The organism is Altererythrobacter sp. MTPC7 (assembly GCF_042851395.1).
Classification (GTDB): Bacteria; Pseudomonadota; Alphaproteobacteria; order Sphingomonadales; family Sphingomonadaceae; genus CAJXSN01.
Map to the genome: position 1 here is coordinate 68,121 of NZ_BTGS01000004.1, position 21,157 is coordinate 89,277.

Annotated in this window: 19 protein-coding genes; 7 read left to right on the forward strand and 12 right to left on the reverse strand. The window is 65.2% G+C overall.

Features of this window, described 5'->3' with window-relative positions:
* Positions 1–85 precede the first annotated feature (85 nt).
* Positions 86–2,062: an autotransporter assembly complex family protein gene (locus ACGHJ7_RS04755; RefSeq protein WP_390474929.1), complete on the forward strand. Its 1,977-nt coding sequence runs from the start codon at positions 86–88 to the stop codon at positions 2,060–2,062.
* On the forward strand, positions 2,062–6,444 hold the full coding sequence (locus ACGHJ7_RS04760) for a translocation/assembly module TamB domain-containing protein (protein ID WP_390474930.1): 4,383 nt from the start codon (positions 2,062–2,064) through the stop codon (positions 6,442–6,444). The genes ACGHJ7_RS04755 and ACGHJ7_RS04760 overlap by 1 nt, the downstream gene beginning before the upstream one ends.
* A gap of 21 nt (positions 6,445–6,465) precedes the next feature.
* Here ACGHJ7_RS04760 and ACGHJ7_RS04765 read toward each other — a convergent pair whose 3' ends face one another.
* The 7 genes from ACGHJ7_RS04765 to ACGHJ7_RS04795 form a co-directional block, all read right to left on the reverse strand.
* On the reverse strand, positions 6,466–7,050 hold the full coding sequence (locus tag ACGHJ7_RS04765) for a fasciclin domain-containing protein (protein WP_390474932.1): 585 nt from the start codon (positions 7,048–7,050) through the stop codon (positions 6,466–6,468).
* Positions 7,047–8,021 (reverse strand): hypothetical protein, encoded by a 975-nt coding sequence (locus ACGHJ7_RS04770; RefSeq protein ID WP_390474933.1) that lies wholly within the window; start codon positions 8,019–8,021, stop codon positions 7,047–7,049. The genes ACGHJ7_RS04765 and ACGHJ7_RS04770 overlap by 4 nt, the downstream gene beginning before the upstream one ends.
* Before the next feature lie 144 nt (positions 8,022–8,165).
* On the reverse strand, positions 8,166–9,575 hold the full coding sequence (gene glnA / locus ACGHJ7_RS04775; protein ID WP_390474934.1) for a type I glutamate--ammonia ligase: 1,410 nt from the start codon (positions 9,573–9,575) through the stop codon (positions 8,166–8,168).
* 47 nt (positions 9,576–9,622) lie between these two features.
* Complete coding sequence (locus tag ACGHJ7_RS04780; protein WP_390474935.1) at positions 9,623–9,961, reverse strand: P-II family nitrogen regulator; 339 nt, start codon at positions 9,959–9,961, stop codon at positions 9,623–9,625.
* 241 nt (positions 9,962–10,202) lie between these two features.
* A complete protein-coding gene (gene argC / locus ACGHJ7_RS04785) occupies positions 10,203–11,147 on the reverse strand; it encodes an N-acetyl-gamma-glutamyl-phosphate reductase (RefSeq protein WP_390474937.1) in 945 nt (314 codons plus the stop codon).
* Positions 11,147–11,488 carry a hypothetical protein gene (locus ACGHJ7_RS04790; RefSeq protein ID WP_390474939.1) on the reverse strand — a complete coding sequence of 114 codons (342 nt, stop codon included), beginning with the start codon at positions 11,486–11,488 and terminating at the stop codon, positions 11,147–11,149. Before ACGHJ7_RS04790 ends, argC begins: the two co-directional genes overlap by 1 nt.
* An 80-nt stretch (positions 11,489–11,568) precedes the next feature.
* Positions 11,569–12,957, reverse strand: a complete 1,389-nt coding sequence (locus tag ACGHJ7_RS04795) for a leucyl aminopeptidase family protein (protein WP_390474940.1) — start codon at positions 12,955–12,957, stop codon at positions 11,569–11,571.
* Between the two features lie 96 nt (positions 12,958–13,053).
* Between ACGHJ7_RS04795 and map the strand changes: the two genes are divergently transcribed.
* Positions 13,054–13,881: a type I methionyl aminopeptidase gene (gene map, locus ACGHJ7_RS04800; RefSeq protein ID WP_390474942.1), complete on the forward strand. Its 828-nt coding sequence runs from the start codon at positions 13,054–13,056 to the stop codon at positions 13,879–13,881.
* A 14-nt stretch (positions 13,882–13,895) separates the two neighbouring features.
* Here map and ACGHJ7_RS04805 read toward each other — a convergent pair whose 3' ends face one another.
* Together ACGHJ7_RS04805 and ccmA are read right to left on the reverse strand one after the other, a co-directional pair.
* A complete protein-coding gene (locus ACGHJ7_RS04805; RefSeq protein WP_390474943.1) occupies positions 13,896–14,567 on the reverse strand; it encodes a heme exporter protein CcmB in 672 nt (223 codons plus the stop codon).
* Entirely contained in the window at positions 14,564–15,139 is a 576-nt protein-coding gene (gene ccmA / locus ACGHJ7_RS04810) for a heme ABC exporter ATP-binding protein CcmA (RefSeq protein ID WP_390474945.1), read from the reverse strand. The genes ACGHJ7_RS04805 and ccmA overlap by 4 nt, the downstream gene beginning before the upstream one ends.
* Before the next feature lie 63 nt (positions 15,140–15,202).
* Between ccmA and ACGHJ7_RS04815 the strand changes: the two genes are divergently transcribed.
* Entirely contained in the window at positions 15,203–15,493 is a 291-nt protein-coding gene (locus tag ACGHJ7_RS04815) for a 4a-hydroxytetrahydrobiopterin dehydratase (protein ID WP_390474947.1), read from the forward strand.
* 8 nt (positions 15,494–15,501) lie between these two features.
* Here the strand turns inward: ACGHJ7_RS04815 and ACGHJ7_RS04820 are convergent, their stop codons facing one another.
* The 3 genes from ACGHJ7_RS04820 to ACGHJ7_RS04830 form a co-directional block, all read right to left on the reverse strand.
* Entirely contained in the window at positions 15,502–16,308 is an 807-nt protein-coding gene (locus tag ACGHJ7_RS04820; RefSeq protein WP_390474949.1) for an SDR family oxidoreductase, read from the reverse strand.
* 99 nt (positions 16,309–16,407) lie between these two features.
* On the reverse strand, positions 16,408–18,498 hold the full coding sequence (locus tag ACGHJ7_RS04825; protein ID WP_390474951.1) for a S9 family peptidase: 2,091 nt from the start codon (positions 18,496–18,498) through the stop codon (positions 16,408–16,410).
* Between the two features lie 119 nt (positions 18,499–18,617).
* Positions 18,618–19,238, reverse strand: a complete 621-nt coding sequence (locus tag ACGHJ7_RS04830) for a DNA-3-methyladenine glycosylase family protein (protein WP_390474953.1) — start codon at positions 19,236–19,238, stop codon at positions 18,618–18,620.
* A gap of 116 nt (positions 19,239–19,354) precedes the next feature.
* Between ACGHJ7_RS04830 and ACGHJ7_RS04835 the strand changes: the two genes are divergently transcribed.
* The 3 genes from ACGHJ7_RS04835 to ACGHJ7_RS04845 are packed head-to-tail and all read left to right on the forward strand — an operon-like array spanning position 19,355 to position 21,153.
* Positions 19,355–19,672: a 2Fe-2S iron-sulfur cluster-binding protein gene (locus ACGHJ7_RS04835; RefSeq protein WP_390474955.1), complete on the forward strand. Its 318-nt coding sequence runs from the start codon at positions 19,355–19,357 to the stop codon at positions 19,670–19,672.
* A 42-nt stretch (positions 19,673–19,714) separates the two neighbouring features.
* A complete protein-coding gene (locus ACGHJ7_RS04840; RefSeq protein ID WP_390474957.1) occupies positions 19,715–20,725 on the forward strand; it encodes a cysteine synthase A in 1,011 nt (336 codons plus the stop codon).
* 50 nt (positions 20,726–20,775) lie between these two features.
* Positions 20,776–21,153 carry a hypothetical protein gene (locus ACGHJ7_RS04845; protein ID WP_390474958.1) on the forward strand — a complete coding sequence of 126 codons (378 nt, stop codon included), beginning with the start codon at positions 20,776–20,778 and terminating at the stop codon, positions 21,151–21,153.
* Positions 21,154–21,157: the final 4 nt, after the last annotated feature.

Genomic DNA, 21,157 nt, shown 5'->3' on the forward strand with positions numbered 1-21,157 from the left:
TCTGATCCCCGATTCCGCGGTCGAGAATCCGGAGGAATGGGCCTCCGACGGTTCCGGGCCGATCCCGCAGGGTGCGGACGGCGCGGTGTTCGCACCGCCGGAACCCGATACGCCGCTGTCCGAATTGCCGCAGATGACGATCGACTGGCCGACCGATCTCGACATAGGTCCGTTCGAGTCACTGGAGCCGGACGAGGATATCCGCTTTGCCGATCTGGGCGAGGATCCGGTCTTCACTCCGCCGCAGGGCCCGGTCATCGACCTGACCGATTCGCTCGCCGTCAGTTTCCCGCAGGAGCGGGCGCTGTTTCCGGTCCAGGACGATTTCCTCGACCGCTTCCAGGCGCTGTCGACGATCGAGGCCTACGACGATGGCGACGGCAATGTCGCGCAGCTGACCGCCCGCGCGCGCGAAGACGAGGAACTGCTGCAGCGAATGCTGCGCGTCTATGGCTATTACGATGCCCAGATCGTCCGCTCCGTCGTGGTTGTGGACCCGGAAGACGGCGCCGCCGATGCCGATGGCGACGGAACCGCAGAGGCGCCGCCCAAGGTCCGCTTCGACGTCATCCCGGGTACGCGGTACCGCTTCGGCGCGATCGACCTGGGGCAGCTGGACGAGGCGGCCGATTACGCGGAGCTGCGCGCCGCTTTCGAAATCCAGCCCGGCGATTTCCTGTCCAGCGACAAGATCGTAGAAGAGCAATTCGATCTCGACGCTGCCCTCGGCGAGACCGGTTATCCCTTCGCCGAAATCGACACGCCGTCGCTGCTGATCGACCATGCGCGGATCGAAGGCGACCTGACGATGCCGGTGCAACCGGGCGGCAAATACGTGTTCGCAGGCGTGACGTCGGACAAGCCGGACTTCCTTTCGTCGGAGCATCTGGAGACGATTGCCCGGTTCGATCCCGGCGACACCTACAAGCGCAGCCTGGAACTCGACCTGAGGCGGGCGATCACGGCGACCGGCCTCGTTTCCTCCGTTACCGTAACCCCGCGCGAGGTTTCGCCGCCGAGCGGCGACCAGCCGGGCGAGGTCGAACTGGACGTCGGCCTGACCGAGGGGGAACTGCGCACGATCGCCGGGGCAATCGGTTACGGTTCGGAAGAAGGCTTCCGAGTCGAGGCAAGCTGGGAGCATCGCAATTTCTTCCCGCCGGAAGGCATGGTGCGAGTGCGCGGCATCGCCGGTACGCAGGAACAGCTGGCAGGCATCAGTTTCCGGCGTAACAATTTCGGCGGGCGCGACCGCATCCTGAATATCGATGCCTATGCCAGCACGATCGACAGCCCGGCCTTCGAGGCGCGCACGGCGGCCCTGCTTGCCACATATGAGCGCGTATCGACCCTGCTGTTCCAGAAACCGCTCAGCTGGAGCGCAGGCGTGGAGCTTGTCGCGACGCAGGAACGCCCGCCTTCGGTCGATGGCGTCGCACAGCCGCGCGAGACATTCTTCGTCGCCGCCCTGCCGCTCTACGCGCAGATCGACACCACCAACGACCTGCTCGATCCGGTCGAAGGGTTCCGCCTGTCGGGCCGCCTCTCTCCCGAGGTATCGCGCAATAACGGGACCCAGAGCTTCTACCTGCGCGGGCGCGCCGATGCGTCCTATTACAAGCAGGTCACGGAGAAAGTCGTGCTGGCGGGGCGCGCCGCCTATGGCGCAATCCCGGGCACCGATCTGCAGAACATCGCGCCGTCGCGCCGCTATTATGCCGGTGGTGGCGGCTCGGTGCGCGGATACGGCTTCCGCGAGATCGGGCCGCGCGATGCCAATGGCGAGCCGAGCGGTGGTCGCTCGGTGCTGGAAGTGGCGGCAGAGGCCCGGATCCGCACGGGGTTGCTGGATGGAGCGGTATCGGTCGTGCCGTTCGTGGATGCCGGAACCGTCGGCACCGGACTGACTCCGGACTTCGACGAGTTCCGCATCGGCGTGGGCGTGGGTGTACGGTATCACACCGGCTTCGGCCCGATCCGCTTCGACGTGGGCGTCCCGCTGAACCCCGGTCCGGACGATAACCCCGTGGCCGTCTATGTCTCGCTGGGACAGGCGTTCTGATGGCGGGCGAGGAGCAGGGCGGCACCATGCCCGAAGAGCACGTGGAGGCGGCACCGGACACGGGCGACCAGATGGGCCGTTCCCGGCATTTCCTTCGGCACTGGAAGCGGGTCTTGCTGGGCGTGGCCGCGTTCCTGCTACTCGCGCTCGCATTGCTCGTGGCGTTTCTCGGCACGGAGCAAGGTAGCGGTTTCATCCGTGACCAGCTCGACGACCGGTTCATCGGCGACACTCTGCGTATCGATGTCGAGGATATAGAGGGCAGCGTTTACGGCCGGCCCACGCTGGTCGGGACGACGATTACCACCTACGATCCCGTCCTGTCGCAGGATGGAGACATCATACCGGGGCAGCGCGGGCCGCGGCGGATGGAGATATACCTCGAACGCACGACCGTGGATGCCGATCTCCTGCGTTATCTCCGGACGAGCGTTCCGGGTCTCGTCTTCGGGCGCCTCAGCGAAAGAATGCAGCGGTTCGTCGGCTACAACAGCGAGATGGACGAGGCGCAGCTGCGCCTGCGCGATGTCGATATTGCAGGCGGCGAACTGCGTTTCCTGTCCGACCGTGAAAGCCCCGATACCGGTAGCGACCCGATACCCCAGATCGATCTCGGTATCGAACAGCTGACGATCACGGATTTCCTGATCCCGGCCGGTACGCTGACGCAGGAAGACCTGCTGCTGGCACTGGATGGCACGGTGGTTCTGGACGACGGCCGGGCCATGGCGCGCGGCAGCGGGACTGTTGGCGACGACCGGTTCGCACTCGACCTCAATTACAAGACGGACGCGCCGTTCCAGTTGTCGCTCGACGTCGATGCGACCGATGGCGGACCGCTGACGGCGCTCGCCGGTCTCGACGGAGCATATGATGCGCGCATCCGTGGCCGCGGGACGATCGACGAGTGGACCGGCTATGCGCTCGCCTCGCGCGGCGGCGACAGGATCGGCGCCTTCCGCATCCTGAAGCGCGGCGAACGCGCCAGCCTGTCCGGCATCGCCAATCCGGGATCGTTCCTGACCGGCATTCCTGCACAGGCGCTGGGCGAGAGAGTCCGGATCGGCGCAGTCGCCGATCTTGCGGACCTTCTGGATACCGAACGTCGCACGCTGGACGGGGCGTTCTCCCTGACGGGCGCCGGCGTGCGGGCGAACGGAAGCGGCATGGTCGACCTGGCACAGGCGGCTTTCGACGGTTTCGATTTCGAAGCGGTGCTGACGGACAGCGACCTGCTGGGCGACACAGCGACGCTGGAAGATGCCCGGATCGAAGGACAGCTCAACGGGCCGCTTGCCAATCTCAGCATTCGTCACTCGCTCAGCGCCAGCCGCATCGTGGCCGGCGCGGTCGAACTGGCGGACGTGGCGCAAACCGGCGAGGCGACTTACGCCAACGGCCGCTTCGTCCTCCCTCTCCAATTGTCCGTCGGACGCATCCTGACCGGCAACGAGATGGCCGATCCGCGCCTGACCGACGGCACGATTGCAGGCAATCTCGTCTATTCGGGCGATACGCTGGCCTCCGACAGGCTCGACATATCCTTCCCCGGCGCAGACGCGCGCTTCAGCCTGGATGCCAATCTGGCAACCCAGTCCGTCCGCCTGCGCGGCCCGGCGGCCATCAACCGCGTTCCGATCGAGACTCTGGGCATCGTCAATGGCGGGGGCCGCATCGATTTCGCCTATAGCGGCGATGGCAGCTGGACGCTGACTTCCGATTTCGATGCCGCCGTGCCGGTCGTCACGAACGATACGATTGCCAACCTTGCCGGACCACGGCTCGACCTGGCAGGCGGCGTCACGCTGACCAGTGCAGGCCCGATCACGTTCCGGCAGGTGCGCCTCGATTCCCGCGATCTCGACCTGGTGCTGGACGGGCGGGTCAATGACGGCGAGACATCGGTCGCGGGCACCGGGCGGCACACGCAATACGGCGCGTTTACGGTCGAGGCCGCGCTGACCGGGCGTGGGCCGGAGGCGATCCTCGTTTTCGCAGAGCCGCTTCCGGCCGCAGGATTGCGCGACGTACGCGTCGCTCTGTCGCCGACGGAAGAAGGCTTCGCCATCGAAACGCAAGGGCAATCGATGCTCGGCGCATTCGATGGTGTCCTCGGCCTCGTCTCGCCTGCCGATGGCCCGACCCGCATCGCGATCGAGCGCCTGACCGTGGCGGAAACGGAAGTGACGGGTGCGCTTGCCCTGGGCGATAGCGGTGTATCGGGCGATCTCGCCCTGGTCGGCGGAGGCGTCGATGGAACGATCGCCCTGGACCCGCGCGGCGGCGGGCAGGGCTTCACCATCGACCTCGAAGCCAGCAATGCACGCTTCGGCGGGGAAACGCCGCTGGTGATCGCGCAGGGCAGCATCCAGGGGAGCGGGGTCTTCGCCGGTGGCATTTCCGATCCCGGGACCACCGCTGACGCCATGATTACCGCGCAAGGTGTCAGCTACGGCTCGCTCTTCATCGGGCGACTAGCGGCCAACGCGCAGCTTCGCGGCGGGCTGGGCGAGATAACCGCATCGGTCAGCGGACGGCGTGACAGTCGCTTCGCACTGCAACTGAATGCGCAGGTCGCCCCGGAACGCATCAGCGTCGCCGCGCGCGGCGAATATGCCGGAGAGCGGATTTCGATGCCGCGCCGCGCGGTCCTGACCAGCACCGGCGATGGCTGGCAACTGGCGCCGACGCAGGTCGATTTTGCTGGCGGCACCACGCAGGTAGAGGCCGAATTCGGCGGCAGCCGGACGCGGGTCAATCTCGCGCTCGACCGGATGCCGCTGACCCTGACCGACATCGTGCTCGACGAATTGGGGCTGGGCGGCACGATTTCCGGCACGGTCGTCTACGACGCCCCGGCAGGCGGACTTCCCAGCGGTGAAGCACGCGTGTCGGTCGACGGGCTGACCCGCTCGGGCCTCGTCCTCGCCTCGCGGCCCATAGACCTGTCCCTTGTCGGCAGGCTGACGGCAGAACGGCTGGAAGCGCGCGCAGTTCTCGACGACGAAGGCGGCCAGCGGGGCCGGGTGCAGATGCTTGTCAGCAACCTGCCCCAAAGCGGTGACCTCGTCCCGCGCTTGCAGGCGGGCGATCTCCTCGCGGAACTGCGGTATCAGGGGCCGGCGGCTGCCCTGTGGCGCCTCGCGGCGATCGACGCATTCGACTTCACCGGCCCTGCCTCGGTCGCGGCCAACGTGACGGGGACGCTGGCAAACCCGCAATTGAGCGGATCGCTCGCGAGCGACAGCCTCCGGGTGCAAAGCGCGCTTTCGGGGACCGATATCCGCGACGTCAGCGTCCGCGGCAACTTTGCAGGCTCGCGCCTTCGACTGACCCGCTTCAACGGTACGGCCGCCAATGGCGGCTCCGTTTCGGGCAGCGGATATGTCGATCTTGCCAATCTGGGCGCGGGCCGCGGGCCGGAGATGGATATCAGGGTCGCGGCCAGTAACGCGCGGCTGCTGGATGCACGCGGGCTCAGCGCCACGCTGACCGGGCCGTTGCGGATCGTCTCCGACGGTGTGGGAGGCACGATTGCCGGCCGCGTGACGGTGAACAGGGCGAGCTGGGCTTTCGGCGTGGCCGACGAGGATGTCAGCCTGCCGGAAATCCCGACCGAGGAAATCAACCTGCCGTTCGATATTGCGCCGCCGACACCGTCGGGCGCGCCGTGGCGCTACCTCATCAACGCCGTCGCGCCGAGCAGGGTCGATGTCGACGGCATGGGGCTGGACAGCGAATGGAGCGCCGATATTCGCCTGCGCGGCACGACCGATGACCCGCGCATCGGCGGCGAGGCACGGGTGGTGCGGGGCTTCTACAGCTTTGCCGGGACCCGTTTCGAACTGACCCGCGGCCGCATCGAGTTCGATGAAAACGGGCCGATCGACCCGCAGATCGACATCATGGCGGAAACGCAGGACAACGGTATCGATGTCGAGGTGTCGGTGCAGGGCAACGGCCAGAACCCTGACATCAGCTTCAGTTCGACCCCCGCGCTGCCGGAAGAGGAAATCCTTGCAAGCCTACTGTTTGGCGGGTCTGTCACCGACCTGTCGGCGACAGACGCCGTGCAGCTGGGTGCGGCGCTTGCATCCTTGCGCGGCGGCGGCGGCGGGCTGGACCCGATCAACCAGCTGCGGACGGCCATTGGACTCGACCGCCTGCGCATTGTCGGTGCAGATCCCGCCCTGAACCGAGGCACAGGTGTCGCGCTGGGCAAGAATTTCGGGCGCCGTTTCTATGTCGAGCTGATTACGGACGGACGCGGCTATACCGCGACCGAACTGGAGTTCCGCGTGACCAGCTGGCTGTCACTTCTGGCAGCGGTCTCCAGTATCGGAAGGGAAAGCGCAGTCGCGGAAATCAGCCGCGACTACTGATCCGAAATAGTGTGGGGCGGCTTATTCGCTTTCGGAAAGCGACGCGAGGGGACCCTCCACCGGTATGACCGCGCCATTGCTGCCGACCATCGTATCGCCCGCGATGCGTGTCGACGTTTCTTCCTCGCCGCCGATAACGATGGCGTCACCGTCGAGCGAAAAAGTTACGAGACCGCCGGCGAGATTGCGCATTTCGACGCTTCCGCCAGAGGCCTCGATCGCTTCGCGGATGGACGTAGGCGTTACTTCGCCGGGGAGGATATGCTGGCGCAGGAGCGCGATCAGGAGCACCCGGCGTTCCTGCCCCGCCATCGCATCGTTGCCATCGGACAAAGCGCCAAGGGCATCGTTTTCCGGTGCCAGAACCGTGTAGGCTCCGGCACCGTCGAAGGCACTGGCGACCCCGGTGTCGGTCAGGACTTCCGATATGGCGGAAAAGCGGTCGTCACCGCCGAGGAGCGCGGCGACGGTCTTCTCCGATGCTTCCTCCGTAGTGAGCGTGGAACTGTCGTCATCGGACGATGAGCAGGCTGCGACGGCAAGAGAGATGCTTGCCGCCAGCACGATCATGGTGAGCCGCTTTCGGGCTGGGAACGAAGTACTCATACCAGCAGCTCGATCGCGGCGGCGATCAGCCGAGTCTCCGGGTCGACTTGGTACACGTAACCGTCGGAATAACGATACAAGCGGCCCGGACGATCGTAATACTGGTCACGGTAGGATCGCGGGACATTGTACACGTCGTACCCGCTGGGCATTCTCTGCCCGACGACGAAGTCATCACCGGTCAGGAGTGCGGCGACCGAACGAATGGCCTCCGTTTCCGGATCGACACGGTAGACGATGTTGTCGGCATATCGATAAAAATCGCGGCCGCCCAAGCTGTAGTAGGTTTCATAATATCCCGGCAGGCGGCGACTGTCGTAACCGCCCGGCCACTGCGACCCGATCGTCAGCGCGCCGCCGAGGAGGGGTAGCCAGGCATCGACTCCGCTGCCACCTGAGCGCAGCAGGTAGCCGTTGTCGTAGTAATACCGTCCGTTAGGCCGGTCCCCGATCCCCAGCAGGGAGGCGAGGGGGCTGTAGCTGTTCTGCTTTGCTTGACCGGGCGGCCGGCAACCGTTGCGCTTTGCAGCGAGGCCCGGAGGACACCCGTCAAGGAGGCTGCTCGTCCCGCCAAGGATCGAGAGGCCACTTCTGCGGACGTCGCGGTCGGCTGTGCGGAGAACGCCTGCGCCTTGGCCACCGACGACGCGCCTGATGGTAACTGAATTGGCGTTACCGTTCCCGTTGCCATTATTGGAGCCGGGGCTTGCCTGGACGGGGCGCCGCGCGGCATTAGCAGCATTGCCATTGCCACGGTTTGCCTGCGGGCGCGCATCGCTTCGTGCCGGACGGTTGGCCGCCTGCCCTTGCGATGCATTGCCATGTGCCGACGGCCCGGCATTCGACCTTGCAGCATTGCCGCTAGCCGCCGCGGCGGGCTTTCCGTTGCCGTTCCCATTGCCGTTGCCATTCCCCTTCCCGGGGTTCGCGTGGGTGGCCGAAGCGGCCATCGCGATTGCTGCAACGCCCATTAACAAATGACGCATTTTCAACTCCTTTTCAATGGAACGGAGGTAGAGCGCGTTAGGTTCCAGCGTCCCGGGCGGAGCGGAAAAGGAAAAGGGGGCACCCGGTTACCCGGATGCCCCCTTTCAATAGTTGCCCTGTCAGTTCGATCAGGAGCTGTAATACATGTCGAATTCGACCGGGCTCGGCGTGGTCTCCAGGCGGAGCACCTCGTCCCATTTCAATTCCATGTAGGCATCGAGCTGATCCTTCGAGAACACGTCGCCCTTCAGCAGGAAGTCGTGGTCGGCTTCCAGCGCTTCCAGCGCTTCGCGAAGGCTGCCGCAAACTGTCGGCACGTCCGCCAGTTCGGCAGGCGGCAGGTCGTAGAGGTTCTTGTCCATCGCGTCGCCGGGGTGGATCTTGTTCTCGATGCCGTCGATACCCGCCATGAGCAGGGCCGCGAACGACAGATACGGGTTGGCGAGCGCGTCGGGGAAGCGGAACTCGACCCGCTTCGCCTTGTCACCCGCACCGTAGGGGATGCGGCACGATGCGGAGCGGTTGCGGGCGGAGTAGGCCAGCAGGACCGGAGCCTCGAAGCCCGGGACCAGGCGCTTGTAGCTGTTGGTCGTCGGGTTGGTGAAGGCGTTCAGGGCCTTCGCATGCTTGATGACGCCGCCGATGTAGTGGAGGCAGGTTTCCGACAGGCCGGCATATTCGTTGCCGGCGAAGGTCGGTTTGCCATCCTTCCAGATCGACATGTGAGTGTGCATGCCGGAGCCGTTATCGTCCTTGATCGGCTTGGGCATGAAGGTAGCGGTCTTGCCATAGGCATGGGCGACCTGATGCACGACATACTTGTAGATCTGCACGCGGTCGGCGGTCTGCGTCAGTTCGCCGAACGTAATGCCCAGCTCGTGCTGCGCGGCGGCGACTTCGTGGTGATGCTTGTCCATGGGCAGGCCCATTTCCAGCATGGTCGAAACCATTTCCGCGCGGATGTCCATCGCGCTGTCGACCGGCGCGACGGGGAAATACCCGCCCTTGGCACGCGGGCGGTGGCCCATGTTGCCGCCTTCGTATTCCTTGCCCGAATTGGTCGGCAGTTCCACGTCGTCGAGGGCATAGCCCGAGGCCGAATAGCCGTCTTCGAAACGGACATCGTCGAACATGAAGAATTCCGGTTCCGGCCCGACATAGACCGTGTCACCGATGCCGGTCGATTTCAGGTACGCCTCGGCGCGCTTCGCGGTCGAGCGCGGATCGCGGGCATAGAGCTGGCCGTCGGACGGTTCCACGATATCGCAGAACAGCACCATCATCGGCGTGGCGGAGAAGGGATCGATATAGCTGGAGGCGAGATCCGGCTTCAGGATCATGTCGCTCTCGTTGATGGTCTTCCAGCCCTCGATCGAGGAACCGTCGAACATCAGGCCATCTTCGAGCGCATCTTCATCCATGACGCCGGCATACATCTGCAGGTGCTGCCATTTGCCCTTGGGGTCGGTGAAGCGCAGATCGACCCATTCGATCTCGTGTTCCTTGATCTTCTTCAGGACGTCTTTTGCATTTGCCATGGACGGATATTCCTCGTGATTCTGGTGTGGAACGTTCGGTATTGAATTCAGACGGCGTCGTCGCCGGTTTCGCCGGTACGGATGCGCAGCGCGGTCTCGATATTGGTGACGAAGATCTTGCCATCGCCGATGCGTCCGGTCTGGGCCGCGCCGGAGATCGCCTCGACGACGCGCTCTGCCGAGGCGTCGGGCACGACGACTTCGAGCTTCACCTTGGGCAGGAAATCGACGACATATTCGGCGCCGCGATAGAGTTCGGTGTGGCCCTTCTGCCGGCCGAAGCCCTTGGCTTCGGTGACCGTGATGCCGGACACGCCCACTTCGTGCAGCGCCTCCTTCACCTCGTCCAGCTTGAACGGTTTGATGATCGCTTCGATCTTTTTCACCGCGTCGGTATCCCCTGCACTTATGGCCGGCATCATCCGGGGTAGTATCGCCCCGCATGAACCGGCGTGATGACAATGTCTCGTCGCAGGCACACGTTCCAAGAATCATGCCAAACCGCACCTGACGACGCGCGAGGGGTCAGGGGTAAGGGATCGCGTGCGTTGTTGGAAGGGGCGGGGACGCGAGAGGCCGCTTCACAGGACCGCGCTGCCCGATTGGCAGGCGCTGGCTGCCTAAAAATCAGGCAGCACTGTCGGGCAGGGTCAGGCCTTCGGTTTCCGGTTCGCCGGTCATCAGGTTGAGCGATTGCACGGCCGCACCGCTCGCCCCCTTGCCCAGATTGTCGAGCGAGGCGATCAGGCGCGCCTGTTGCCCCTCCGGCGACGCGGCGACGTAAAGGTCGAGCCCGTCATGCTCCACCGGCTGGTCGCGCCGGATCGTCATTTCCGCCGGCACGCTGTCATGCACCCGCACCAGCGGCGCATTCTGGTAATAGTCCTTCAGCGCGGCAAGCAGGTCGTCCGGCGTGACCTTCCCACGCATCGGGCCGAGCGACAGGGGTATCTCCACCAGCATGCCGCGATAGGCGGGAATGACGGCGGGCGAGAAGACCGGTGCATGGTCCAGCCCGGCATGGACCTTCATTTCGGGCAGGTGCTTGTGCGACAGTTCCAGCCCGTAGGTACGGAAAGCGATGCCGCGGTCCTGCTCGTACCGCTCGATCATGGCGTTACCGCCGCCAGAAAAGCCCGACACGGCATTGACGCTATACGAACCGTCCGCCGGAAGCAGCCGCGCGCGGATCAGGGGGGCGAGGAGGGCCAGGAAGCCTGTCGGATAACATCCCGGATTGCTGACCCGCGCGGCCTTGGCGATGGTGCGGCGTCCGACGAGTTCAGGGAAGCCGTAAATCCATCCGGGCGCGGTGCGATGCGCGCTGGATGCGTCGATGATACGCGTGGCGGAATCCGGGCCGAGCAGCGACACGGCTTCGCGTGCGGCATCGTCGGGCAGGCACAGGATCGCGATGTCGGACGCGGAGAGGGCGTCGGCCCGCGCGGCCGGGTCCTTACGCTCCGCATCGTCCAGCAAGACCAGTTCGAACGCCTCGCGCCCGCTCAGTCGCTGGTGGATTTCCAGCCCGGTCGTACCTGCGGCACCGTCGATGAAGACCCGTGTCGGCATCAGGCGCTGAGGTCGCTGCGCCTGATATATCCTGCGGGGCCATCCGGCCCGCAGCATCCCCACGCCCATTCGCTGGTCATGTCGAGTATCTCGACCCGGTCACCGGGCTCCAGCGCAACCAACGCCTCTGCATCGTCCTGCGGATTGCAGAGCAGCGCGGACGACGTTTCGCCGACGCTCATCGGTGTCGGCATGGCATAGTGCGCGACGAAATGCGTACCCGCCAGCGCGATGTGGGCCAGGTCTCCGCGCACCGGCAGGACCCCCTTTTCCGGAGGCACGACCGGACCGGCCAGGGAAAGCTGGCCTTGCGGTATCGTGTAGGTCTGCCGGTCGGTCACTTGGAACGAATTTCTCTCTCGGGGAAGGGGCGGAAGGTCAGCAGGCGCTTAGCCAGCAAGCGGCAGAACCGCAAGCAGCGCTAGTCGGCCCCGTACCGGCCGAGCAGCATGTGATAGCTTGCGCGAAGGCCATAGGCGGCACCGCCCTTGGGTCGGCCAGGCTTGGGGAAGGGGCGCCAGCCGAAGGTGTCGAAATGCGCCCAGTCGATCCCGTCGCCCACGAACTTGTCGAGGAACAGTCCCGCCACGCTGGCGCCGGCATAGGCATTTCCATGCGCGTTGTTGGTGTCGGCAATGTCGCTGGCGAGATACTCGCGGTAAGCATCGGGGAGCGGCAGGCGCCACGGTTCGTCGTCATTCGCCTTTCCTGCCGCGATGAGGTCGGCAGCGGTTTCGTCGCGCCGTGTCATCAGCGCAGGCAGGTCCGGCCCCAGAGCAACGCGGGCCGCGCCGGTCAGCGTGGCGAAGTCGATAATGAGTTCGGGATTTTCCTCGCTGGCGCGGGTCAGCGCATCGCCCAGGATCAGGCGTCCCTCGGCATCGGTATTGCCGATTTCCACTGTCAGACCTTTACGCGAATTAAGGACATCGCCCGGGCGGAAGGCGTTGGAGGAAATGGCATTTTCCACCGCCGGGACCATCAGGTGCAGGCGCACGGGCAAATTGGCCTGCATGACGAGACCGGCCAGCGCGATCGCGTGGGCGCTGCCGCCCATGTCCTTCTTCATCAGCTTCATGCCGGCCGCGGATTTGACGTCCAGCCCGCCGGAATCGAAGCACACGCCCTTGCCGACGATGGCGACGACGGGATCGCTTTCCTTGCCCCATTTCAGGTGCATCAGGCGGGGGGAATGCTTGCGGTCGGCAGCGCGGCCGACCGCGTGGACCATGGGATAGCCCTGTTCTAGGGCATCGCCCTTCACGACGTCCATCGTCGCGCCGTGTGCTTTCACCAGCGCTTCGCATTCCGCCTCGATCGCGGCGGGGCCCATGTCCTCTGCCGGCGTGTCGACCATGCGCATGACCTGCATGACGGCGGCCGCCTCGGCGATGGCAGGCTCGATGGCTCTCACCTGCTTCGTCAGCAGGATACGGGGACCCGCAGCGCTCTCGTCATCCTTGTACCTGGTAAAGCGATACTGCGCGGTCAGCCACCCATGCATGGCCGGACCCGGTTCGCCATTGGCGCGGCGATAGGTCCCCTCAGGCAGCATTTCCGCCAGCTTCGCCATGCACCAGCTCGACAGGGCATCGGGATCGGCAACGCCGCCGACGGCGAACCATCCGTCACCGTCCGGCACGATCGCGACCTGATAGCCCTTGCCCGTGAATTTCTGCCCTTCCAGCGAGGCGCGTTGTCCCGCCGTCAGGCTTTTCGACCAGTCTGCAAAACCGTCTTCGTTGACGAGGTGGATGGGGACGGCGTTCTGGTCGCGGTCGGGCTGGATCAGGTCTTTGATGTCATTCATGGCCGCACATTTGGGACCGATAGGGCGCGCTGGCAATCCCCCGGGGCCGCCTGCGCCATCTCGCAATTTGCCCGCGCACACGCTACATGGCCTCCCATGACCGAATATCAGACCATTACCGCCGCCGACGAAGTCCAGCGCGACGGCACGATCAAGCTGCATGACGAGAGCGGCTTTGAAGGGATGCGCAGGGCCGGGCGCCTGGCTGCCGAAATCCTCGACGAAGTGACCACAATGGTCGAACCCGGCGTCACGACCGAAGCGCTCGATACGGCCATTCGCGGCATGATGCTGGACGCGGGCGCAGTGCCCGCCACGCTGGGCTATCGCGGTTACACGCACAGCAGCTGCATTTCGCTGAACCATGTCATTTGCCACGGCATCCCGTCGGACAAGGTGCTGAAGGACGGCGATATCCTGAACATCGATATCACGCCGCTGCTGGACGGCTGGCATGGCGACACCAGCCGCATGTTCTTCGCCGGCGAGCCGTCGCTGAAAGCCAAGCGGCTGGTCGACGTGACGCATGAATGCCTGATGCTGGGGATCGAGGCCGCGTCCCGTCCCGGCGCGCGGCTGGGCGATATCGGCGCGGTCATTGCGGACCATGCGAAGCAGTATCGCTATGGCGTGGTGCGCGAGTTCTGCGGACATGGGCTTGGCCGGATGTTCCACGACGAACCCGAAGTCGTCCACCAGGCAGAGGCCGGGACGGGGCCGGAACTGAAACCCGGCATGTTCTTCACCATCGAACCGATGATCAATCTCGGCCGGCCCTGGGCCAAGATCCTGAAGGATGGCTGGACCGCCGTGACGCGGGACAAGTCGCTGTCGGCCCAGTTCGAACACTCGATCGGCCTGACCGAGAACGGCGCCGAAATCTTCACCAAGAGCCCTAAGGGGCTGGATAAGCCGCCTTACTGATTACGCGCCCCTGACTACGAGCCGCGCGCGGCCCTGATTGCTGCCCCGGCGGCGAACGGGGCCAGCGCGGCGAGTGCGAGGCTGATCGCTCCGGCAAGCGCCAGTCCGGCGCTGTCGGGCCGGGACAGCGCGCCTGCGCCGAAAATCAGGATTGGCGCGGCAAGCGGCAGGAACAGCAGCCCGGCAAGCGCCGTGCCTGCCCTGAGACCCGCCATGACGGCCGATACGATAAGCCCGATGGCCGCCAGCCCGGGCGTGCCTGCCAGCAGGCCCAGCATCACCAATCCGGTCGCCTCGCCATCCAGCCCCAAGAGGGCAGCAGCTGGCAGGCACGCAAGGATCAGGAACGGAGCGAAAGCCAGCCAGTGAGCGGCCAGCCGTGCGGCCATCGCCGACTCTTCAGCTATTCCGCGTAAAGCCAGCTGGTCGAACACGCCTTCGTCCAGATCGGTGCTGACCAGGCGGTCGAGGGGGAGGATGGCTGCCAGCAGGGCCGCGATCCACAGGACGCCGCCACCGGTCCTTGCGAGCACGGCGGGGTCGGGCCCGACAGCGAACGGGAAAAGCATTGCGACCGCGAGGAAGAAGACGAGCGGCAGGATTGCCCCGCCGCGCGATCCGCCGCCCGTGCCGATGGGCAGCAGCAGCGACAGATCGCGCGCGAGCAATGCGGCGAAGGCTCTCACGCGGCAGGCTCCAGCGCCAGTGCGGGAATGTCGAGGCCGGTCGGCTGGTGCGAGGCGATGATGCACAGGCCGCCGCCTTCCCGGTGGGCACCGACCATCGCGGCTACCGTTTCCTGCGCCTGCCGGTCGAGGCCGTTCAGCGGTTCGTCCAGCAGCCAGATCTTGGCGCCCTGTCCCGCGAGCCGCGCCAGCGCCGCCCGCTTCCGCTGGCCGGTGGACAGATAGCGTACCGGGATGCCCAGCAGCGGGGTCAGGCCCAGCCGCTCGTAAACGGAAGACGGATCGGCGGGCCTGTCGAGCCGGCCCCAGAAAGCCAGCGCCTTCTCCAGCGTCGCCTCGCCGTCGAGCGCCAGCCGCTCGTCCAGCATGGCGACCGGGCCCGTCCGTTCGACGCGGCCGGCAAACGGACGCGACAGCCCGGCGAGCAGGCGCATCAGGCTGGTCTTGCCGACGCCGTTGGGGCCGGTCACATGCAGCGCGTCGCCAGCACCCAGCGAAAGCGAAAGCCCGCGGAAAAGCAGGCGCTCGCCCCGTCGGCAGGCTAGGTCGGTGGCGGCGAGACGCGCTTGCATGGACAGGCGCGATAAGCGAAAGCCGCACACGTCACAACGATTGCGATTGGCTGGAGATTATCGATGAGCGTGAGCAAACTGACGGCGAAGGAACGCGAAACGTGGCTCTCCGCGCTGGAGGACTGGACCTTGGCCGATGACCGCGATGCCATCCAGCGCACCATCGAATTCGCCGATTTCAGCGAAGCGTGGGGCTTCATGAGCCGCGTCGCCCTGCTTGCCGACAGCCAGGATCACCACCCCGAGTGGTTCAATGTCTACAACAAGGTCGAAATCACGCTGACAACGCATGACGCGGACGGACTGTCACAGCGCGACGTCAAGATGGCGAAGGCAATCGACGCCCTGCTCTAGGCTGGCTCTCAGCGGCCAAGTGGGCGGCTATTGCTGCGCGACATCTTGCGAACGCGGCCGGGCATCCAGCGCGAGGCGAAGGCCATCCTGCGTGCGGTCTTGCCGACCTTCACGTGCAATTTGCTGCCATGGACGGCCCGCCACGCGGCCTCGCCCACTTCCTCGACAGGCGTGATTTCCAGCCCCCCGTCCTTCACCCGCTGGCGAATGCGCTCGTTCGATTTCGCATTGGGCGCGATGTCGAGCAGGGGAGTGTCGATGAAGCTGGGCATCAGGGATCGCACCTCGATCCCGTGTTCCGCCCATTCGGCATCCAGGCTTTCGGTCAGTGCGCGCACGCCGAACTTGGTCGCGGAATAGACGCTGGCGCCGCCGGTCCCATAAAGGCCCGCCGCGCTCGCCGTGTTGAGCAGGCACGATCCCGGCGCGGTTTTCTGCAGGTAGGGCAGGGCCGCCTGCGCGCCGAAGAAAGCGCCTTTCAGGTTGATGTCGAGGCAACGCTCGATTTCCTGCGTGCTGTTGTCGGCCAGCGATCCGCCCAGCGGAATGCCGGCATTGTTCGCCAGCACGTCGATCCGGCCACCCGCGGCCAGGCTGAACGCTTCCAGCGCCACATCCCATGCGTCCCGGTCGCGCACGTCGAATACGTGGCGATAGGTGAACCCGTTGCCGGTCAGCGCCTCTGTTTCCATCATCCCGCCATCGTTCACGTCGCCAAGGCCGATGAACCAGCCTTCCTTCGCGAAACGCAGCGCGATCGCGCGTCCGATGCCCGACGCGCCGCCGGTGATGAAAATTGCCTTGCGCTCTGCCATGCCCGAAACCCTCTCCCAGTGCCCACTTGTGAAACCGGGCCGCACCGCCATAAGACGATGCGGCCCCCGATGTCAGCCCGTTTGATCGGGTGCAGGTCGCTATTTCACGGCGTCCGACAGTCCTTGCACGAAATCCGCACCCTCGACGATTTGGGCCGTCGATGCGCCCACCGTGTCGCCGATCGGTTCCGCCCGTCCGCCGAGGCAGGTGGCGAGGAAATTCTCGGCAATCGCGTTGAAGGCGATGTTGTTCTCCGGCTTGGCGAAGCCGTGGCCTTCATCAGGGTAGAGCACATAGGTCACGGGGATGTCGTTGGACTTCATCGCCTCGACGATCTGGTCGCTTTCCGCCTGGTTGACGCGCGGATCGTTCGCCCCCTGTCCGATCAGAAGCGGCTTGGTGATGTTCTGCGCCGAATAGAGCGGGCTGCGCTCTTTCAGCATGGCGAGACCCTCCGGCGTATTGGGATTGCCCATCCGTTCGTGGAACTGGGCGATCAGCGGTTCCCAATAGGGGGGAATGGTCGAAAGCAGCGTCTCGAGGTTGGACGGGCCGACGATGTCGACCCCGCAGGCAAATTCGTCGGGCGTGAAGGTCAGGCCGGCCAGGGTGGCATAACCGCCATAAGAGCCGCCCATGATCGCGACTTTGTCCCGGCTGGTGACGCCGCGATCGACCGCCCACTGGACCGCGTCCAGCAGGTCGTCATGCATCTTGCGGCCCCATTCCAGGTCGCCGGACGAAATGAACTCCTTGCCGAAGCCGGTGGACCCGCGGAAATTGGTGCTGAGCACGGCATAGCCGCGATTCGCCAGCCATTGGTGCGTGCTGTTGTATCCGTAACCGTCGCGCGCCCAAGGGCCGCCATGCACCAGCAGCACCATCGGGACCGGCTGTTCGGGTACGCCGTCCGCATCGGTGTCGGTACCGGGCGGCAGCGTCAGGTAGCTGGTCAGGGTCAGCCCATCGCGGCTCTCGATCTCCAGCGCCTGCATCGGCTGGAGCGGAGCCCCTTCGAGATCGGGGCGTCCGGTATAGAATTCGGTCAGCGTTTCCGCATCGCGGTCGAACAGGTACACTTTCGTCGGCGCGGTCAGCGGGTCGTTCCATACCAGCCATTTGCGATCGTCGTCGGTCCGCGAATTGATGCCGAAGGCGCCGTCCAGTCGTTCGTCCAGCCAGTCCAGCGCAGCGCCGATATCGCTGTCGAGGGCCGTCCATTCGGTCTTCAGGTAATTGACGGAATAAGCCTGCACCTCGCCCGTATCCTGGTCGCGCAGCGTTCCGCCGATATCCGCGCGTCCATCCTCTGCGATGACGCGGGTCTCGCCGCTTTCCACATCCATTGCGATCAGCGCAGCGGTGTCGCGCCCGCGGCTGTCGGTCCAGTAGAGCGTCTGCCCGTCACGGGTGAAACCGGCGGGGCTGGTCGTCAGCGAGTCGGCCAGGTCGGTGCTGCTGAAGGGCACTTCCTCGACTTTGCCATTCTCGACCCGGAAGAAGTCCATCCCGCCTGCCGCATTCGGCCTCAGCGCCAGGCGCAGGTCCAGATTGTCGTCCGCGACGAAACCGGCATAGGCATCGTTCTGGATCACCAATTCCAGCGCGCCGGTGTTGAGATCGAGCAGGTGGACATCGTGGAAGCGCGGATCGCGGTTGTTCAGCCCGACCAGCACCTTGTCCTTGTACCGGTCCGACGCGCCAACGATCTGGACGCGCGTGTTCTCGAAATCGGTCAGCGTGGTTTCCGCCCCGGTTTCGATATTCACGCCGTACATCAGGAAGTTCTCGTCGCCGCCCTTGTCCTGGATATACAGGATCGACCGGCTGTCGGGCGCGAAGAAATACTGGCGGATCGGGCGGTCGGTCGCTTTCGTCAGGACTCGCGCTTCGTCCGGATTGTCTGCCGGGGCGATCCAGACATTGAGCACACCGTCCTGCGGCGCCAGCCAGCCGAGCCACTGGCCATCGGGGCTGATCTGGCCACCCGCCCGCGTCGGATTGCCGAACAGGACATCGCGGGGAATCAGGGGGGTGGCTTCGCTGGTCTTGGTCATCTGTGCTCCGGAACTGGCGTGTGATCCGCCGTGATGGTCGGCAAGGGCATGGTGCGGCGTGGCGAACGCCAGCGCGGATGCCGCTGCCATGAAGGAAAGCGTGCGTGCAGGGGATTTGGTGCGGTCGGTCATCAGTGCAACTCCCATCTCTGATTTCTCTCTCGATCCTTTACCAAGCAGCCTTGTCTCAAGGTCAAGCGAACTTGTCATTCTGGTTTCTCTGTCCTGTTAGCGGCACGTCCCGTTGACGGTCAGATCGCCTCCATGTTGTATGTGTGCCATGCAAAGATCGCCATTGCGCCGCGATGCGGACGCCACGCTTCTGCAATGGCGCGAACGGTTTTTTCCGGCGGCAGGTTTTCGTCCAGTTGCATGATCTTTCCGACCGCCTTCTGCACGGCGAGATCGCCGGCGGGCCAGATATCGCCGCGCCCCTCCGCGAACAGGAGGTAAATCTCCGCCGACCACCTCCCGATTCCCTTGATGCGGGTCAATTCCGCAATGGCGGCTTCGTCGTCGGCGGGAAGGGCGCCCAAGTCGAGCGAACCATCCGCCACCAGTTCGCACAGCGACCGGGCATAACCCTGCTTCTGGCGCGACAGGCCGCAGGCGCGCAGCGTGTCGAAATCGCGTGCCAGCAGGTCGCCCGCGTCCATTTCCTCGCCCAGTTCTGCCTCCAGCTTGCGCCATACGCTGGCAGCGGCGGCGACGCTGACCTGCTGGCCCACAATGGTCCGCAGCAGCGTGCGATAGCCGGTCTCGCGAATACGCGGCTCGGGATAGCCGGCCACTTCCAGTGCGCGGGCGATTTTCGGTTCGCGGGCCGCCACTTCGTCGAGCGCGGCGGTAATCTGCCCCTGCGTCAAACCCATGCGTCAATCCTTCCGGGGCCGGAGCCCTCTCTTGCCTTCGATCGCGAGGCGTCCTAGCAGCCGCGCTTCATCCCGTGGAGGGATGCCTTGAACTGTAAGGAACAGGAAGCAAGACCATGCCCAAGCTGGTAGTCGTGACGCGCGAAGGACAGGAATCCACTGTGGAGGTCGAAGACGGCCTGACCGTGATGGAGGCAATCCGCGACAACGGTTTCGACGAATTGCTGGCGCTGTGCGGCGGGTGCTGTTCCTGCGCGACCTGCCACGTGATGGTCGACCCGGCTTTCGGCGACAAGCTGCCCGAAATGAGCGAGGACGAGGACGACCTGCTCGAATCCTCCGATCACCGTGCTGAAATTTCGCGCCTGTCCTGCCAGATCCCGTTCACCAGCGAACTGGACGGGTTGAAGGTGACTATCGCCCCTGAAGATTAAGGTTGCTTGGCGGGCGGGGCGCCGCAGCCTAACTGGCGGTCCATGAATATCACCTCCCCCCAAGAGAACACGCTGGACCTGATCGGCAACACGCCGCTGGTCCGCCTTGCCGGGCCGAGCGAGGCTGCCGGCTGCGACATTTACGGCAAGTGCGAATTTGCCAATCCGGGCGCCTCGGTGAAGGATCGCGCCGCGCTCTATATCATCCGCGATGCAGAGGCGCGCGGCGACCTGAAGCCGGGCGGCTGCGTCGTCGAAGGCACCGCCGGCAATACGGGCATCGGCATTGCGCTGGTGGCCAATGCGCTGGGCTATCGCACGATCATCGTGATGCCCGACAACCAGTCGAAGGAGAAGATGGACACGCTGCGCGCACTGGGCGCGGAGCTGGTCACGGTTCCCCCGACCAAATATGCGGACCCCAATCATTTCCAGCACGTCTCCCGCCGTCTGGCGGAAGAAACGGACGGTGCGATCTGGGCCGGCCAGTTCGACAACACCGCCAACCGCAAGGCCCATATCGAGGGCACGGCGGCCGAGCTGTGGGAACAGCTGGACGGAGGCATTACCGGCTTCACCTGTGCCGCAGGAACGGGCGGGACGATTGCCGGGGTCGGGCTCGGCCTGAAAGAACGCAATGCGGACTGCGTCATCGCGCTGACCGACCCGCATGGCGCGGCGCTCTACAATTACTACGCCCACGGCGAATTGAAGGCCGAGGGGTCTTCGGTCGCGGAGGGGATCGGGCAGGGTCGTATCACCGGAAACCTGGAAGGCGCGCCGATCGATACGCAGTACCGCGTGTCGGACGAGGAAGGGCTGGAATGGGTCCGCCGCCTGCTACGCGAAGAGGGTCTGTGCCTCGGCCTGTCGAGCGGGATCAACGTCGCCGGTGCGATCGCACTGGGCCGCGACTTGGTGGCCGAGGGGCGGAAGGACGTAAAGGTCGCAACCATCCTGTGCGATACGGGCTTCCGCTATCTCTCGACGCTCTACAACGCGGAATGGCTGCGTGAAAAAGGCCTGCCGGTGTTCGACTGGCTCGAAGGCTAGGCCTGCTCGTTCATTGACGGTTTCGCCGCTTGCAGGCAAACCGGCCTGCAATGGCACTTGTACCGATCAACAAGCTGATCCGCGGCGAAAGGAACGCCTTCGCGCCCGCTGACGAGGCGCAAGTGGCGGCCGCGCCGCTGGGCGGTACCCGTTCGGAAGCGATGCACCGGCTGCAGGTCGGCGTGGGCGGGCTGCTGTCCATGGTCCTGCTGGTGGGGGTCGCCAATATCGTAGTCGACCAGGCCCGGGAGACGGAGGCGTCGACCGTGCCGCAGGCCGCCGCGACGGTACAGCCGACTCCGACGCAGAACGATCCGCTGGTCGATGCAGGCATCGTGCCCGACCTCCCGCCGGAAGCCGACCAGACCCCCTTGCCGGAAGGTCCGGTCGTGCCGGAGCAGGGCGAAGGGGCAGTTCCGGCCGAATAATCCC

Bases quoted from the DNA above. Each gene is read 5' to 3' on its own strand.
- ACGHJ7_RS04760 (WP_390474930.1), top strand. From the start codon at position 2,062: ATGGCGGGCGAGGAGCAGGGCGGCACCATGCCCGAAGAGCACGTGGAG.
- ACGHJ7_RS04765 (WP_390474932.1), bottom strand. From the start codon at position 7,050: ATGAGTACTTCGTTCCCAGCCCGAAAGCGGCTCACCATGATCGTGCTG.
- ACGHJ7_RS04770 (WP_390474933.1), bottom strand. From the start codon at position 8,021: ATGGGCGTTGCAGCAATCGCGATGGCCGCTTCGGCCACCCACGCGAAC.
- glnA (WP_390474934.1), bottom strand. From the start codon at position 9,575: ATGGCAAATGCAAAAGACGTCCTGAAGAAGATCAAGGAACACGAGATC.
- argC (WP_390474937.1), bottom strand. From the start codon at position 11,147: ATGCCGACACGGGTCTTCATCGACGGTGCCGCAGGTACGACCGGGCTG.
- ACGHJ7_RS04795 (WP_390474940.1), bottom strand. From the start codon at position 12,957: ATGAATGACATCAAAGACCTGATCCAGCCCGACCGCGACCAGAACGCC.
- map (WP_390474942.1), top strand. From the start codon at position 13,054: ATGACCGAATATCAGACCATTACCGCCGCCGACGAAGTCCAGCGCGAC.
- ccmA (WP_390474945.1), bottom strand. From the start codon at position 15,139: ATGCAAGCGCGTCTCGCCGCCACCGACCTAGCCTGCCGACGGGGCGAG.
- ACGHJ7_RS04815 (WP_390474947.1), top strand. From the start codon at position 15,203: ATGAGCGTGAGCAAACTGACGGCGAAGGAACGCGAAACGTGGCTCTCC.
- ACGHJ7_RS04820 (WP_390474949.1), bottom strand. From the start codon at position 16,308: ATGGCAGAGCGCAAGGCAATTTTCATCACCGGCGGCGCGTCGGGCATC.
- ACGHJ7_RS04825 (WP_390474951.1), bottom strand. From the start codon at position 18,498: ATGACCGACCGCACCAAATCCCCTGCACGCACGCTTTCCTTCATGGCA.
- ACGHJ7_RS04830 (WP_390474953.1), bottom strand. From the start codon at position 19,238: ATGGGTTTGACGCAGGGGCAGATTACCGCCGCGCTCGACGAAGTGGCG.
- ACGHJ7_RS04835 (WP_390474955.1), top strand. From the start codon at position 19,355: ATGCCCAAGCTGGTAGTCGTGACGCGCGAAGGACAGGAATCCACTGTG.
- ACGHJ7_RS04840 (WP_390474957.1), top strand. From the start codon at position 19,715: ATGAATATCACCTCCCCCCAAGAGAACACGCTGGACCTGATCGGCAAC.
- ACGHJ7_RS04845 (WP_390474958.1), top strand. From the start codon at position 20,776: ATGGCACTTGTACCGATCAACAAGCTGATCCGCGGCGAAAGGAACGCC.